This window comes from Novosphingopyxis sp. YJ-S2-01, assembly GCF_016093175.1.
Taxonomy (GTDB): Bacteria; Pseudomonadota; Alphaproteobacteria; order Sphingomonadales; family Sphingomonadaceae; genus Novosphingopyxis; species Novosphingopyxis iocasae.
Genome location: NZ_JAEDAI010000001.1, coordinates 963,547 through 978,063 on the forward strand (window position 1 = coordinate 963,547; position 14,517 = coordinate 978,063).

Here is a 14,517-nt window from a genome sequence, read left to right on the forward strand (position 1 = left end):
TGCGCGCACCGCCGCCGATGATCGACCATTTCTCCATTCTGCTGAGCCACGGCTTGCTGCTGCTCGCCTTCTGGCGGCTGCTGCATCGGCCGGACCTCGATGATGAGTCGGCAGCGCAGGAGACGGCGGAGGGCGCCGCTCCGCCCAGTCGCTGGCACTGACGGGCGGTGCGCGATCTCTATCTTCTGGGCTTCCTCGGGCTGTTCCTGCTGTTCGGGCTGCGCAAGCCGTTCCTGTTCACTCTGATCTACGCCTATATCGATATCGTCGCGCCGCAGCGGCTCAGCTATTTTCTTTTGAACTCGATTCCGGTCTCGCTGATCGTCTTTGCCTTCGCGCTGTTCGGTTTTCTGATGGACGGCGGAAAGAAGGACGCGCGCTTTTCCGTCCGGCAGATGTGCATGCTCGTGCTGCTGGCTTATTCGGGATACACCACACTCACCGCCGATGTGCCGCAGGCCGCGCTCGAAAAATGGGACTGGGTGTGGAAGGCGATGGTGTTCGCGATCTTCCTGCCGCTCACCTTGCGCACCCGTCTCAGGATCGAGGCGCTGGCGCTCACCATGACGCTGTCGCTGGCCGCGCTGGTGGTGAACGGGGGTATCAAGACGGTGCTGTCCGGCGGCGGCTACGGCGCGCTCGTCATCCTGGTGGAAGACAATAGCGGCCTCTATGAAGGATCGATCATCAGCTGTGTGTCCATAGCGGTGATCCCGCTGGTCTGGTGGATTGCGCAGCACGGCACGATCTTTCCGTCCGACGACAAGCGCTGGCGGCTGGCGATGCGCCTGTTTGCCATCGCGCTGACCTTTGCCTGCATCCTGATCCCCATCGGCACGCAGGCGCGCACGGGCCTGGTTTGCCTGGGCGTGCTGTACATCCTCTCGCTGCGCTTCTCGCGCTACAAGTTCCTGTATCTCGGCGGTGCTGCCCTGCTCGGGCTGGCGGCTATTCCCTTCTTGCCGTCCAGTTTCAGCGAGCGGATGGAGACCATCCAGAATTACGATCAGGACGAATCCGCTTCCACGCGTCTCGCCGTGTGGGCGTGGACGCTTGAATATGTGAAGGCGCACCCCGGCGGCGGCGGCTTCGATGCCTATCGCCAGAACAAGCTGCGTTACGAATTGCCGATGATGGACGCCAACGGCTTCGACACTGGCAATGTCGAGGTGAAGGAGGTGGTGGACGAAGGCCGCGCCTATCATTCCAGCTATTTCGAGATGTTGGGCGAACAGGGTTGGTTCGGCTTGGCGCTCTGGCTGATCATCCATGTCGGCGGGGTCTGGCGCATGGAGATGGTGCGGCGGCGATACCGGCATAGCGAGAAAGAGGGCGAGCGCTGGATCGCCCCGCTCGCCCAAGCGCTGCAGAACGGGCAGATGGTCTATCTGACCGGATCGCTGTTCGTCGGCATCGCCTATCAGCCCTTCATCTACATGCTCATCGCCATGCAGATCGGCCTCGACACCTATCTGGCGCGCCGCCGCAGGGAACAGGGGTTCCGGCCGATGATGGCACCCGCCGCCCGGCCGAAGGCCGCCCCCGCGCCCGCCTGAAGTAAACTTAGGCTAAGTTGGACAAGGCCGAGCCTCGTTCCTATCTCCGCGCCCGAACCGGCCCGCGAGGGCCAAGAAGGAGCGTTTGTAGATGACGGCGAAGATCGATGTGAAGTCACCCAAACCGATCGCGGACAAGGCCGACTTGTCCAAAGCGTGGAACCAGGTGACCGATTATTTCGAATCGACGCTGCAATGGTTCCAGCTCCATTGGGTTGAGGTGCTGATCGGCTTGGCCGTGGCCGTGCTGCTCTATGTCATCCTGTCCGCGATCAAGCGCTTCGGCGCGCGCTATGTGCGCAGCAATGACGATCTGACCGGCTATCGCGTGATCCTGGGCCGCACGATTTCGAAGACCACGCGTACCTTCCGCTTCATGATCGCCGCCGAACTGGTGGTGAATTATGCCAATGCGCCTGCCTGGCTGGAGAAGACGGTAGGCTTCATCTTCACCATCGCGGTGGTGCTGCAGATCGCGATCTGGGTGCGCGAGTTGATCATCGGCTTCATCGAACGGCGCAGCCATACCAATGACGATACGCATGAGACGCTCGACAGCGCGATGAAGCTGATCCACATCTTCGTCACCTTCATCATTTTTGCCATCGCGCTGGTCGTGATCCTGGGTAATCTGGGCGTGGACGTCACCGGTCTGATCGCGGGTCTGGGCGTCGGCGGCATCGCCATCGGTCTGGCCGCGCAGGGCATCTTTTCCGATCTGTTCGCGGCCATCGCGATCATCTTCGACAAGCCCTTTTCCAAGGGCGATACCATCGCGTTCGACAATGTGACCGGCGCGGTGGAGGAAATCGGCCTCAAGACCACGCGTATCCGCGCCTTTACCGGCGAAGAGATGATTATCTCCAACGCCAATCTGCTCGACAAGAAGATCGACAATGTCACCCGCCGCCCACACCGGCGCGCGAAATTCGGGATTACGCTGATCTACCAGACCCCGCCGGATCAGGCGCGCGCGGTGCCCGATCTGCTGCAGGAAATCGTCGAGGCCGAGGGCGGCACTTTCGTGCGCGCAGGCTTCGTCGGCTTCGGCGACAGCTCGATCGATTACGAGGTGGAGTTCGACGGCGCGGCCGATTACGCCGCCTTCTACGACATGCGCCACCGCATCGGCATGACGATCTACAAGCGTTTCGGAGAGCAAGGGCTGGAGTTCGCCTATCCCACGCAGACCACCTTCACCGCTGCGCCCGACGGCGAAATGATCATGCCCTATCCGAAGGTTCAGCCGGTGCAGCAGATCGAAGGATCGAGCGGGGCCTGAGCGCTGGCCCCGCCTCCGGCTGGCGGCTCTCTCGGCTTGGCTCACCCCCGCGCTCGCTTGCCGTAACGGCACCCCGTTTTGCTTGAGAAACGGGCGGAAACGCGCCATGGTTCGCCATACCCGTTGAAGGAGAGAGCATGACCCAGGCGATGGCAGCCGACAAGATGAAGGAACTGATCGGCCAGGAACTGGGCGTATCGCCCTGGATCACGGTCGATCAGGACATGATCGATAAGTTCGCAGAGGCGACGGGCGATCATCAGTTCATCCATGTCGATCCCGAGCGCGCTAAGATGACGCCCTTTGGCGGCACCATTGCCCATGGCTTCCTGACGCTTTCGCTGTTCCCGCGGCTCGTCGCCGAAACCGACATGCCGCGGCCCGAGGGCGTGAAAATGGGCATCAACTACGGCGGCAACAAAGTTCGTTTCCTCACCCCTGTGCGCTCCGGATCGAAGGTGCGCGGGCGCTTCAAGCTCGTCGATCTGGAAGAAAAGCGCCCCGGCCAGTGGCAGCAGGTGCTCGATTTCACGGTAGAGATCGAAGGGCAGGACAAGCCCGCGCTCATCGCCGAATGGATCAGCCAGTTTTTCGTTTGAACGCTCCCCTCCCGCTTGTGGGAGGGTCCAGGGGTAGGTCTGCCTAAGACGCTTCCCCCACATTCCCACCCTAACCCTTCCCGCCGGCGGGAAGGGGAACCTAAAAAAAGGATCATTTCATGCGTGACGCCGTCATCGTTTCCACCGCCCGCACCGCCATCGGGCGCGCCTATAAGGGCGGGTTCAACGACACCAAGGGGCCGACGCTCGGTTCCTACTCGCTGGCCCCCGCGATCGAGCGTGCCGGGATCGAAGCCGGAGAGCTGCAGGATGTGGTCTGGGGCAGCGCGCTGCAGCAGGGCACGCAGGCCGGCAACCTTGCCCGCCAGGTCGCGCTGCGCGCCGGCTGCCCGATCGGCGTGTCCGGCATGACGATCGATCGCCAGTGCTCCTCGGGCCTCATGTCGATCGCCACCGCCGCCAAGCAGATCATCACCGATCGCATGGATGTGGTCGCCGCCGGTGGTCAGGAGAGCATCTCGCTCGTCCAGACCAAGGAAATGCGCGTGATGCCCGATCCGGAGCTGATCGCGATGCACGGCGCCGTCTATATGCCCATGCTGCAAACCGCCGAGACGGTGGCCCAGCGCTACGGCATCAGCCGCGAAGCGCAGGACGAGTATGCCTATAACAGCCAGATGCGCACCGCGAAGGCGCAGGAGCAGGGCCTGTTCGACGACGAGATCGTGCCCGTCACCACCACCCATAAGGTGCAGGACAAGGAAACGGGCGAGGTTTCCGATGTCGAGATCACTATCGACAAGGACGAAGGCAACCGTCCGCAGACCACGCTCGAAGGCCTGAACGGCCTGAAGCCGGTGATGGGCGAAGGCACCACCATCACCGCGGGCAACGCGTCGCAGCTGTCCGACGGTTCCTCCGCCAGCATCCTGATGGAAGCCAAGGTTGCCGAAAAGAAGGGCCTCACCCCGCTCGGCCGCTATGTCGGCATGGCGGTTGCGGGCACCGAGCCCGACGAAATGGGTATCGGCCCGGTCTTCGCGATCCCCAAGCTGCTCGAGCGGTTCGACCTCAAGGTAGACGATATCGGCCTTTGGGAACTGAACGAGGCGTTCGCGGTGCAGGTGCTCTACTGCCGCGACAAGCTGGGCATCGACAATGACCTCTTGAACGTCAACGGCGGCTCGATCTCGATCGGCCACCCTTACGGCATGACGGGCGCCCGCTGCACCGGCCACGCGTTGATCGAAGGCAAGCGCCGCGGCGCGAAATATGTCGTCGTCACCATGTGCGTCGGCGGCGGCATGGGCGCGGCAGGACTGTTCGAGGTTCTCTGAGCCTGAGGGTTCGATGTAACGCGAAAGGGCGGCCGGAGACGATCCGGCCGCTTTTTTTATGAATGCCATAATCGCCTTGCTAGGCATTTTTCGCTTAGTGAAAGTGGGCAATATTGTTTTGCTGGAGCGCTTTCTTGGTATCGCCGTTCAATTACTATGAAATTGTCGCCAATAATGGTCTTAGCGTGCACGCTGAGCGTTTTCACCGTCTCGTGTGACGAGTCAGATATTATCCGCAGCGATACTCCGATCGCTTACGATTATACGCTTGAATTACCGCCAGAGTACGTCCGGCAAGATGTAAGTGGTATCGACAGCAAGGTGGAAGAGTTCCGCTCCACAGATGCGATAATCAGCACTGACTTTGGATATTACAGCGGACCGCCTGAATGTAGCCCGTCGCATGAAGCCTGCAAAATCACCCGCGAGATAATCGCCGGAAAGAATGGAGTGATTGGCCTCTACCGCCATGGACCCAGTGAACGCCGTGGAGAACCGAAACCCTTCAGAGTTTTTGTCCATGTGGCAGTAGACCAACGTCATGGAGTCGCGCTGAACCTTTTTGCTCGATGCGACACGAAGATTAGCTGCGACCGAGCCCTCGGCTACTTTCGAAAAGTGCAATTCTTTCGTATCAAACCCCCACCTGCCGCGCTGACACCGCCGCAGCCACCACCACCGCGCCCTCCATCTGCCGGGATTTAGTAAGTCGGTAATTAGGACTAAAGCCCAGGTCCGCGCTTCAGGATTCTTCGGCGATGATTTTCATGTTTGCCTACCCGAACCGCGTGCGCAGCACCTTGCGGTCGATCTTGCCGATGGCGGTTTTGGGGACGGCTTCGATGCGCAGGATGCGGCGGGGTTTCTTGTAGCCGGCGAGGCGTTCGCCCACGAAGGCGATCAGCTCTTCATCCGAAACCTCATCGCTGAGCACCACGGTGGCGGTCACCGCTTCCACCCATTTGTCGTCGGGCAGGCCGATCACCGCGCATTCGCTCACGGCGGGGTGCGCCATCAGGGCGTCCTCCACCTCGCGCGGATAGACATTATAGCCGCCGGTCACGATCATGTCGGACGTACGGTCCCGCAAATAGAGGAAGCCGTCGGCGTCGAACTGGCCGATGTCGCGGGTGCGCAGCCAGCCGTCGCTCGTGAACATCTCCGCGTTCAGATCCGGCGCGTCGTAATAGCCCGCCATCATCGACGGGCCGCGCACCGCGATCTCGCCCGGTTCGCCCTCGGCCACGTCGTTCCCTTGCTCGTCGATCAGGCGGATGGCCATATCGATCGCGGGCTGGCCGCAGGCGGACAGGCGATCGCCTTCATGATCTTCCGGGCGCAGCACGGCAAGGCAGAGCGGGCATTCGGTCTGCCCGTAATATTGCCAGAACTTGTCGCGGCCCCAGGCGGCCATCGCCGCCTCGATCACCGGGCGCGGCATGGGGGAGGCACCGTAGATCAGCTGGCGCAGGTCCGGATAATCGTCCTGAAACGCATCCTGCTGCAGCAGCATCTGCAGCATCGTCGGCACCAGATTGATCGCGGTGGCCCGGTGGCGCTTCAGATCGGCGAGATAGGTGGCGGGATCGAAGCCGGGCAAGATCACCGAAGTGCCGCCGCGCAGCCAATAAGGGATCACGAACACGCCGCTCGCGTGGATCAGCGAGGCTGCGTGCATCATCACATCGCCCGGCCGGATATCGATCAGGTTCAGCATCAGGTTGCGGCAGATGGCGGCATAACTCGCCTGCGTGTGCTGCGCGGCCTTCAGCGTGCCGGTGGTGCCCGAGGTGAAGAGGGTAAGGATGATGTCGTTCGGCTGCACGGGCACGTCGGGCTCGGTCTCGGCCACGTCCATCGCCAGCAGATCGTCAACCGAGAGCAGCGTCAGCCCCGCCCGCCGCGCCGCCAGTGCCTTGGCCCGCGCGGCATGTTCGGTGCCGTGGACCAGCATATCGCAGCTGGTATTCTCCAGCATCCGCGCATGCTCGTCCTCGGACAGGCGCCCGTTCAGCGGCACGCGGTTGATGCCGCCCTTCACGCAGGCGAAATCGAGCGGGATCGAATGCAGCCCGTTGTCGAGCAGGATCGCGACGCGCGCATGATGGCCCGCGCCCTTGGCGGCCAGCGCATGGGCCAAGCGGTTCGATCGCCGGTCGGCCTCGGCGACGCTCACATCCTGCCCGCCGAAGTGGAAGGCGGTGCGGTGGGCATGCTGGCGCGCGCCGCGGCGGATCAGATCGCGCGCGGTGGGGGCGGTCATTCCTCATCCTCCCGCTCGAAACTGCCATGGCGGCCCGCGCCCTCGGCGAAGCGTTTTGCGCCCGCGATCGCCTCGGCCGCGACGATGGGGAAGCCGCCCGCACCTTCCGCCGCGAGCGCGTCGGGCAGCGGCAGATCCCATTGCGCCAAAGCGGAAGCGCGGTCGGCGCGCAGACAGCCCTGCGGGAAGGCGGCGATCTGGCGCGCCAGCTCCTGCGCCTCGGACAGCGCCTTGCCCTGCAGCGTCATGCGGTTCACCAGTCCCATATCCAGCGCTTCGGCAGCGGTGACAGGACGTCCGGTCAGAATCAGATCCATCGCGCGGCTTTGCCCGACGATGCGCGGCAGACGCACCGTGCCGCCGTCAATCAACGGCACGCCCCAGCGGCGGCAGAACACGCCGAGCACCGATTCCTCGGCGGCCACGCGCAGGTCGCACATCAGCGCCAGCTCCAGCCCGCCTGCGACCGCATAGCCTTCGATCGCGGCGATCACGGGCTTGGAAAAGACCATGCGCGTCGGCCCCATCGGCCCGGCGGCGTGGCCGGTCTCTTCCACATGATTGCCGCGCTCTTTGTCGCCCACCGTGGCAAGGTCCGCACCCGCGCAGAAGTGGCCGCCCGCCCCGGTGAGCACCGCGACGTCCAGATCATCGTCCGCCTCGAACGCTTCGAACGCCTCGCGCAGCGCGCGGGCGGTGGGGCCGTCGACGGCGTTGCGCTTGTCCGGCCGATCGACGGTGATGGTGACGATCGGCCCGTCGATGTCGCTGCGGACGGCGGCGGGCTCGGCTCCGGTCACTGCATCACCTTGCCGCGCACCATCACCCAGTCGACATTCTGCAGCGCGCGGGCGTCCTCCAGCGGATTGCCGTCCACGGCGATGATGTCCGCCGAATAACCCGGTGCGATCCGGCCGATCTGGCTTTCCATGTCGAGCAGGCGGGCGGCGACGGTGGTGGCGCTGGCCAGCGCCTCACGCGGGGTCATGCCCGCATCCACCATCATTTCGAACTCCTCGGCATTGCGGCCATGCGCGAACACGCCCGCGTCGGTGCCAAACGCGATCGGCACGCCGAGCCGCTTGGCCCCCGACATCGCCTTGCCGACCTGATCGAGCGTCATGCGGATCTTCTGTTCCACCACCGGCGTGTAGACGCCCTGGCCCAGCCCTTCGGAAATGCCGCGAAAGGCGAGGAGGGTGGGGACCATATAGGTGCCCTTTTCCTTCATGACGGTGAGCGCGGCTTCATCGGCGAAGGTGCCGTGCTCCACCGAATCGATCCCTGCGCGCGCCGCCGCCTCGATGCCCCGCGCGCCATGGGCGTGGGCGGCGACCTTGAGGCCGAGCGAATGCGCGGTATCGACGATGGAGCGCATCTCCTCCTGCGAGAAATGCGCGCCCAGCCCGCGGCCTTGCTGGCTCAGCACGCCGCCGGTCGCGGTGATCTTGATGACATCGGAGCCGTTCTGGCTGGCGAGCCGCACCTTTTCGGCGCACTCCACCGCGCCGGTGCAGGTGAAGCCGGGATCGAGCAGCAGGTTCACCTCCGGCGTGAAGCCGCTGACATCGCCATGCCCGCCGACGATCGACAGCGCCGGACCGGAGGCGAGGATGCGGGGCCCCTCGATCAGCCCTTCCGCCGTGCCGCGGCGTAGCACGAACGCGCTCTCTTCGGACGATCCGACGTCGCGCACGGTGGTGAAGCCCGCGCGCACCGTCTTGGCAGCGTTCTTCACGCCCACGACCACGCCCCATTCGGCAGGCTCCACCGCTTCCTTCCAGAAATCGCCGCCCGGATCGCCGGTCAGGTGGACATGCGTGTCGATGAGGCCGGGCAGCACCGTCTTATCGCTGAGGTCGATAACGTCCGCGCCGGTGGCGGTGCGATCGATGCCGCGGGTGATCGAGACGATCCTGCCTTCTTCCACCACGATGGTCGCCGGGCCCATCGGATCGGACGCCGCATCGGTGATCAGGTTGCCGGCAAGGATGGTCTCGGCGGCGGCGGGGGCGGAAAGGCCGAGCAGCGGCAGGGCCAGCAATAGGGCTTTCATGGGGTCTCTCTCCTGTTTGGTGCCAAGCGAATCGCGTCCGCGGGGCTTGTCTCAAGGCGTAGCGCAACCGAGCGGCCTTCGCATACCCGGCGAATGGCGCGGAGCGAGGCGCGGGCAAATGGACTTGCCAGCGGCTTCGTGATGGAGGCAGAGGCGGCGGCTATGCAGAGCGCAAACACCGCAGCCGATCGCCTGATGGCACGCCGCCCCTTCCTGTTGGCGGCGCTGGCCGGGCTTCTCGCCGCCTGGGGCTTCGCGCCCTCCTTCACCTTCCTCGTGATCCCCGTGATCGGTTTTGCCTTGCTGATCCGGTTGCTGATGCTGGCCGAGGGCAAACGGCGGGTTTTCCTGATCGGATGGTTGTTCGGCCTCACGCAGTTCGTGCTGGGCCTCAACTGGATCGCCACCGCCTTCACCTATCAGGCGGAGATGCCGGCGTGGCTGGGCTGGATCGCGGTGGTTCTGCTTTCGATTTACCTCGCGGTTTACCCGGCGCTCGCGGCGCTCGGCGCCTGGTGGATCGGGCGCGGACGGCCGGTCGCGCTGGTGCTGGCCTTTGCCGGGTTGTGGACACTCACCGAATGGCTGCGCGGCTGGCTGTTCACCGGCTTTCCGTGGAATCCGGTTTCCAGCCTGACGGTCGATTACGGCCTGCTGCCGCACGGCGCACGGTTTGTCGGGACCTATGGTTTTTCCGGACTGCTGCTGATTGTACCGGGTGCGCTGGCGCTGATCGGCATGGTGGGCCTGCGTGATCGGCGGTTTCTGGCGCTTGGCGTGGTCAGCCTGATCATGCTGATCGCCGCCTTCCTGCCAAAGAACCTGTTCAGCGATCCGCTGCCGGAGGATGCGCCGCATATCGCCATCGTACAGCCCAATATCGGGCAGGACATCGCCAACGATCCGCGCCGATATGAAGAGTTCTTCCAGCGGCTCGCGCGCCTGTCTCAGCCTGCGCCCGGCGAGGCGCCGTTCGACATGGTTTTCTGGCCGGAAGGCGCGATCCCCGATTATCTCGAAAGCGGTTATCCGCGCCGCTATTATATGGACACGACCTACGGCGCCTCCGCCGAGCTGGCGCGCGCGCGGATCGCGACGATCGTGCCCGGCGGGCGGCTGATCACCGGCGCGCAGGATCTGGAGATCGGCTCCTCCGGCCTCAGCGGTGCTAGAAATGTTGTCACCGTGATCGGCACTTCCGGCGCGATCGAGGGCAGCTACGCCAAGGCGCATCTGGTGCCTTATGGCGAATATCTGCCAATGCGCTCGCTTCTGCAGCCGCTTGGCCTGTCACGGCTGGTGGCGGGTTCGATCGATTTCGATCCGGGGCCGGGGCCGCGCTCGATCAGCCTGTCGGGCGATCCCAAAATGGGCGTGCAAATCTGCTATGAGATCGTTTTTTCTGGCCATGTGGTGGACGCGGGCGATCGGCCCGCCTTCCTGTTCAACCCGTCCAATGACGGCTGGTTCGGCACCTGGGGCCCGCCGCAGCATCTGAAGCAGGCACGGCTGCGCGCGATCGAGGAAGGGCTGCCGCTGGTGCGCTCGACCACCACCGGGATCAGCGCACTGGTGGATGCGGACGGGCGAGTGCTGGCTTCGCTGGCGACAGGAAAAGAGGCGCGGATTGATGCGCTTCTGCCTCCGCCGCTTGCTCCCACTTGGTTCGCGCGCTTCGGCAACTGGCTTGCCATCCTGTGCGGCGTACTGCTCGTCGCGCTCGGCATTGCAAGCGCGCGGGCACGTCGCTAAGGCGCATATAAAGCTTTCTTTATATACCTGTTTTCTCGAAAGGGACGTCTTCCCATGCGCAGCGATTATATCTTTACGTCCGAAAGCGTTAGCGAAGGGCATCCCGACAAGGTGGCGGATCAGGTGTCCGATGCCATCGTCGATCTGATGCTGTCCAACGATCCCGAATCGCGCGTGGCCTGCGAAACGCTCACCACCACCAACCGCGTTGTGTTGGCCGGCGAAATCCGCTGCAAGCCGCTTTATGACGCCAAGGATCATGCTGCGACGGGCGGCTGGGCACCCGGTGCCGTGGCCAAGATCGAAGAGGCGGTGCGCGGCACGGTGAAGGACATCGGCTACGAACAGGACGGTTTCCACTGGGAAACGCTGGAGCTGGAAAACTATCTCCACGGCCAGTCGAGCGAGATCGCGCAGGGCGTCGATGCCAAGGACAACAAGGATGAAGGCGCGGGCGATCAGGGCATCATGTTCGGCTTCGCCTGTGACGAGACGCCGGATCTGATGCCGGCGACGCTAGATTATTCGCACAAGATTTTGGCGCGCATGGCGGACGACCGTAAGTCTGGGACGGCGGACTTTCTGGAACCCGACAGCAAGAGCCAGGTGACGCTGCGCTATGTGGACGGCAAGCCGGTCGGCGCCGAGGCGCTGGTCGTCTCCACCCAGCACGCGCCGGGCTATTATTTCCATGATGGCGAGGGCGATGCCGACAAATATGGCAAGCTCAATGACTATGTCCGTTCGGTGTTCGCGGATGTGCTGCCGGACGGGTTCGTCAGCGATGAGACGGTGATCCACGTCAACCCCACCGGTCGCTTCGAGATCGGGGGGCCGGACGGCGATGCCGGGCTTACCGGCCGCAAGATCATCGTGGACACCTATGGCGGCGCGGCTCCCCATGGCGGCGGCGCGTTCAGCGGCAAGGACCCGACCAAGGTCGATCGGTCGGCGGCTTATATTACGCGGTATTTGGCCAAAAATGTGGTGGCGGCGGGGCTTGCCAAGCGCTGCACGATCCAGCTGAGCTATGCCATCGGCGTGGCCGAGCCGCTGTCCGTCTATGTCGACATGCACAATACGGGAGAGGTCGATCCGGCGAAGCTGGAAACGCTGCTGCCGCAGCTCGTACGCCTCACCCCGCGCGGCATCCGCACGCATCTGGGCCTCAACAAGCCGATCTATCGCCCCAGCGCCGCCTATGGCCATTTCGGGCGCGACGTGAAGGGTGATCTGTTCCCCTGGGAAAAGACCGACCTCGCCGAGAAGCTCAAGGCCGAGTTCTAAGCCGCCAGTCATGACGGCTTACAAGGAAGGCGATCCGACCACGCTCAACCGGCTCTATGGCCGCTCCAAGGGCAAACCCCTGCGTGAGCGGCAGCAGCGGCTGATCGACGAGCTGCTGCCGCAGATATCCGTGCCGGATGAAGGCGCGGTAACGTCTCGCGCGCTGACCGGCATGGACCGGCCGCTGCATTTCGAGATCGGTTTCGGTTCGGGCGAGCATATGATCGAGCGGGCCGATATGCTGCCCGACCATGTGTTCGTGGGCGCGGAGCCCTTCGTGAACGGCGTCGCCAGCGCGCTGGTGCAGATCGAGGAACGCGGCCTGCCCAATGTGCGCCTGCATAATGGCGATGCGCTGGAAGTGCTTTCCCGCGTGCCCGACGGCGCGCTCAGCTTCGTCTATCTGCTGCATCCGGATCCTTGGCCGAAAGCCAGGCATGCGAAGCGGCGGATGATGAACAAGGGGCCGGTCGACATGATCGCGGCCAAGCTGAAGCCGAATGGCGAGTTTCGCTTCGGAACCGATCACCCCGTCTATCTGCGCCACGCGCTGTCGGTGATGAAAGACCGCAGCGATTTCGAATGGTTGTGCCAAAGCCCCAAGGACTTTCTGACGCGCCCGGGCGGATGGCCGGAAACCAGATACGAAGCGAAGGCCCGGCGGCAGGGGCACGAGGTCTGGTATTTCCGCTATCGCCGGCGCGAGGACCACGCCTGAGGCGGCGCGCGGACAGAGAAGCGCAGCTTCTCGCGCGCAACATATTTCGTCGCTAGGCGGCCCGATCGATTGCGGATAATTTCACCGGCATCATCCCTTCCGGTGAAAGCACCGCGATGCCCGATTTCAGCAGCTTCGATCTCGCCGCCCTGCTTCCCTTCATCGCGGTGGGCTTCGTTGCCCAGTCGATCGACGGCGCGCTGGGCATGGCCTTCGGCGTCATCACCAACACGATGCTCGTCGCCGTGCTGGGCCTGCCGCCCGCGCAAGCTTCGGCGAAAGTGCATGTGGTGGAGGTCTTTACCACCGCCGTCTCGGGCATCAGCCATTTCCTCAGCGGGAATGTGGAATGGCCGCTGTTCTTCCGCCTGCTCGTGCCCGGTCTGATCGGCGGTGTCACCGGCGCCTATCTGCTCACCAGTATCGATGCCTCGGTGGTGAAGCCGTTCGTGCTGGGCTATCTCGCGCTGATGGGCATCTGGCTGTTGGTGCGCGGGTTGCTTTATCCGCCCAAGCTCAAAAGCGCGACGGTGATCGCGCCGCTCGGCCTCGTCGGCGGTTTCTTGGATGCCGCGGGCGGGGGCGGATGGGGGCCGGTCGTCACCTCCAATCTGCTCGTCCAGGGGGCCGAGCCGCGCAAGGTGGTGGGCACGGTGAACAGCGTGGAATTCTTCCTGACGCTGACCGTTTCGGCCACCTTCATCTATCATCTGGGGTTTCAGAGTTTCGCGGGCGCCACCCTGGGCCTGCTGATCGGCGGCGTCATCGCCGCACCTTTCGGAGCGATCATGGCAAAGCGCTTCAGCCCCAAGATCATGCTGGTGCTGGTGGGCATCGTGCTGACCGCGACCAGCGCCTACTCGCTGCTGCGCGCACTATCCTGAGCCCGCGCGCCTAGCCAAAGGACTGTTGCGGGCCGGTGTCCGGCGCTATCGTGAGCGGCGGATATCGAAAGGCTATTGCTCATGAAAATCTACGGCTCCTCCTTCTCCCCCTATGCGCGCAAAATCCTGGCATTTTGCGGGGAAGCGGGGATCGATTACGAGTTGCAGGCCGTGGGGCTGGGCTCGGACGATCCCGAATTTCTCGCCGCCTCGCCGCTGCGCAAGATCCCGGCGATGGAGGATGACGGCTTCACGCTCGCCGATTCCAGCGCGATCTGCCATTATCTGGAAGCCAAGCACGATGTGGGCCTGATCCCGCACGATCCCGCGCTGCTCGGCCGTACTGTGTGGTGGGACGAGGTGGCGGACACGGAAATCTTCGCCAGCCTGCAACCGCTGTTCTTCAACCGCATCGTCGCCCCGCTCTTCCTGCGGCAGGAGGCGGATGAGGCCGCCGCTGCCCGCGCGGAAGAGGAGGCGGTGCCGACCATGCTCGCCTGGCTGGAGACGCAGATGCCCGAAGAGGGCGACTGGCTGGTGGGCGAGCGGCTGACCCTGGCCGATCTCGCGGTGGCAAGCCCGCTGGTGAATTACGCCCATTGCGGCGGCTCGCTGGCCGATTATCCGCGGGTGGAGGCGTTCGCCGCGCGCATGCACGCGCGCAAGAGCTTTGCCGGCAACATCGCCTGGGAAAGGGGCGCGTTGGAGAAAATCCGGGGCGGATGACGGCGGCGTAACCTGCTTCGGGTGGCTGGCATCACATGAAGTAATGGCGGGGTTTCCAAGCCCAGCCGAAGCAGCCGAATGAACAGCCCGGAGAAG

The 14,517-nt window shown here is 64.0% G+C and carries 13 protein-coding genes; 10 read left to right on the forward strand and 3 right to left on the reverse strand.

The annotated features are described in order from the left end of the window. Positions 1-17 precede the first annotated feature (17 nt). The 5 genes from I6A82_RS04700 to I6A82_RS04720 all read left to right on the forward strand — a co-directional run bounded on the left by I6A82_RS04700 (position 18) and on the right by I6A82_RS04720 (position 4,735). Complete coding sequence (locus I6A82_RS04700; RefSeq protein WP_198093943.1) at positions 18-161, forward strand: hypothetical protein; 144 nt, start codon at positions 18-20, stop codon at positions 159-161. 6 nt (positions 162-167) lie between these two features. After that, on the forward strand, positions 168-1,556 hold the full coding sequence (locus I6A82_RS04705; protein WP_198093944.1) for a putative O-glycosylation ligase, exosortase A system-associated: 1,389 nt from the start codon (positions 168-170) through the stop codon (positions 1,554-1,556). A gap of 91 nt (positions 1,557-1,647) precedes the next feature. Next, entirely contained in the window at positions 1,648-2,838 is a 1,191-nt protein-coding gene (locus tag I6A82_RS04710; RefSeq protein ID WP_198093945.1) for a mechanosensitive ion channel family protein, read from the forward strand. Positions 2,839-2,975: 137 nt separating this feature from the next. Further along, complete coding sequence (locus I6A82_RS04715; RefSeq protein WP_232343291.1) at positions 2,976-3,437, forward strand: MaoC family dehydratase; 462 nt, start codon at positions 2,976-2,978, stop codon at positions 3,435-3,437. Positions 3,438-3,556: 119 nt separating this feature from the next. Further along, the gene (locus I6A82_RS04720) at positions 3,557-4,735 is read left to right on the forward strand and encodes an acetyl-CoA C-acyltransferase (protein WP_198093946.1); all 1,179 of its coding nucleotides are present in this window, start codon (positions 3,557-3,559) and stop codon (positions 4,733-4,735) included. 775 nt (positions 4,736-5,510) lie between these two features. Here the strand turns inward: I6A82_RS04720 and I6A82_RS04725 are convergent. From I6A82_RS04725 to I6A82_RS04735, 3 genes are read right to left on the reverse strand one after another with little or no spacing between them, the layout of a single operon-like run. Then, positions 5,511-6,998, reverse strand: coding sequence for a class I adenylate-forming enzyme family protein (locus I6A82_RS04725; protein WP_198093947.1), 1,488 nt, complete (start codon positions 6,996-6,998; stop codon positions 5,511-5,513). Next, positions 6,995-7,798: a crotonase/enoyl-CoA hydratase family protein gene (locus I6A82_RS04730; RefSeq protein WP_198093948.1), complete on the reverse strand. Its 804-nt coding sequence runs from the start codon at positions 7,796-7,798 to the stop codon at positions 6,995-6,997. Before I6A82_RS04730 ends, I6A82_RS04725 begins: the two co-directional genes overlap by 4 nt. Then, positions 7,795-9,054, reverse strand: coding sequence for a metal-dependent hydrolase family protein (locus I6A82_RS04735; RefSeq protein ID WP_198093949.1), 1,260 nt, complete (start codon positions 9,052-9,054; stop codon positions 7,795-7,797). The genes I6A82_RS04730 and I6A82_RS04735 overlap by 4 nt, the downstream gene beginning before the upstream one ends. 162 nt (positions 9,055-9,216) lie before the next feature. On the opposite strand from I6A82_RS04735, the gene lnt reads away from it, so the two are divergent. The 5 genes from lnt to I6A82_RS04760 all read left to right on the forward strand — a co-directional run bounded on the left by lnt (position 9,217) and on the right by I6A82_RS04760 (position 14,421). After that, the gene (gene lnt / locus I6A82_RS04740; protein ID WP_198093950.1) at positions 9,217-10,806 is read left to right on the forward strand and encodes an apolipoprotein N-acyltransferase; all 1,590 of its coding nucleotides are present in this window, start codon (positions 9,217-9,219) and stop codon (positions 10,804-10,806) included. A gap of 54 nt (positions 10,807-10,860) precedes the next feature. Then, complete coding sequence (gene metK / locus I6A82_RS04745) at positions 10,861-12,093, forward strand: methionine adenosyltransferase (RefSeq protein WP_198093951.1); 1,233 nt, start codon at positions 10,861-10,863, stop codon at positions 12,091-12,093. Positions 12,094-12,103: 10 nt separating this feature from the next. Further along, the gene (gene trmB, locus I6A82_RS04750; protein WP_198093952.1) at positions 12,104-12,811 is read left to right on the forward strand and encodes a tRNA (guanosine(46)-N7)-methyltransferase TrmB; all 708 of its coding nucleotides are present in this window, start codon (positions 12,104-12,106) and stop codon (positions 12,809-12,811) included. A gap of 116 nt (positions 12,812-12,927) precedes the next feature. Beyond that, positions 12,928-13,695 (forward strand): sulfite exporter TauE/SafE family protein, encoded by a 768-nt coding sequence (locus I6A82_RS04755; RefSeq protein WP_198093953.1) that lies wholly within the window; start codon positions 12,928-12,930, stop codon positions 13,693-13,695. An 81-nt stretch (positions 13,696-13,776) separates the two neighbouring features. Further along, on the forward strand, positions 13,777-14,421 hold the full coding sequence (locus tag I6A82_RS04760) for a glutathione S-transferase family protein (protein WP_198093954.1): 645 nt from the start codon (positions 13,777-13,779) through the stop codon (positions 14,419-14,421). The last annotated feature ends 96 nt before the right edge of the window (positions 14,422-14,517 follow it).

Excerpts from the sequence above, each read along its gene's own strand:
- I6A82_RS04700 (WP_198093943.1), top strand. The coding sequence starts at position 18 with ATGATCGACCATTTCTCCATTCTGCTGAGCCACGGCTTGCTGCTGCTC.
- I6A82_RS04710 (WP_198093945.1), top strand. The coding sequence starts at position 1,648 with ATGACGGCGAAGATCGATGTGAAGTCACCCAAACCGATCGCGGACAAG.
- I6A82_RS04715 (WP_232343291.1), top strand. The coding sequence starts at position 2,976 with ATGACCCAGGCGATGGCAGCCGACAAGATGAAGGAACTGATCGGCCAG.
- I6A82_RS04720 (WP_198093946.1), top strand. The coding sequence starts at position 3,557 with ATGCGTGACGCCGTCATCGTTTCCACCGCCCGCACCGCCATCGGGCGC.
- I6A82_RS04725 (WP_198093947.1), bottom strand. The coding sequence starts at position 6,998 with ATGACCGCCCCCACCGCGCGCGATCTGATCCGCCGCGGCGCGCGCCAG.
- I6A82_RS04735 (WP_198093949.1), bottom strand. The coding sequence starts at position 9,054 with ATGAAAGCCCTATTGCTGGCCCTGCCGCTGCTCGGCCTTTCCGCCCCC.
- lnt (WP_198093950.1), top strand. The coding sequence starts at position 9,217 with ATGCAGAGCGCAAACACCGCAGCCGATCGCCTGATGGCACGCCGCCCC.
- metK (WP_198093951.1), top strand. The coding sequence starts at position 10,861 with ATGCGCAGCGATTATATCTTTACGTCCGAAAGCGTTAGCGAAGGGCAT.
- trmB (WP_198093952.1), top strand. The coding sequence starts at position 12,104 with ATGACGGCTTACAAGGAAGGCGATCCGACCACGCTCAACCGGCTCTAT.
- I6A82_RS04755 (WP_198093953.1), top strand. The coding sequence starts at position 12,928 with ATGCCCGATTTCAGCAGCTTCGATCTCGCCGCCCTGCTTCCCTTCATC.
- I6A82_RS04760 (WP_198093954.1), top strand. The coding sequence starts at position 13,777 with ATGAAAATCTACGGCTCCTCCTTCTCCCCCTATGCGCGCAAAATCCTG.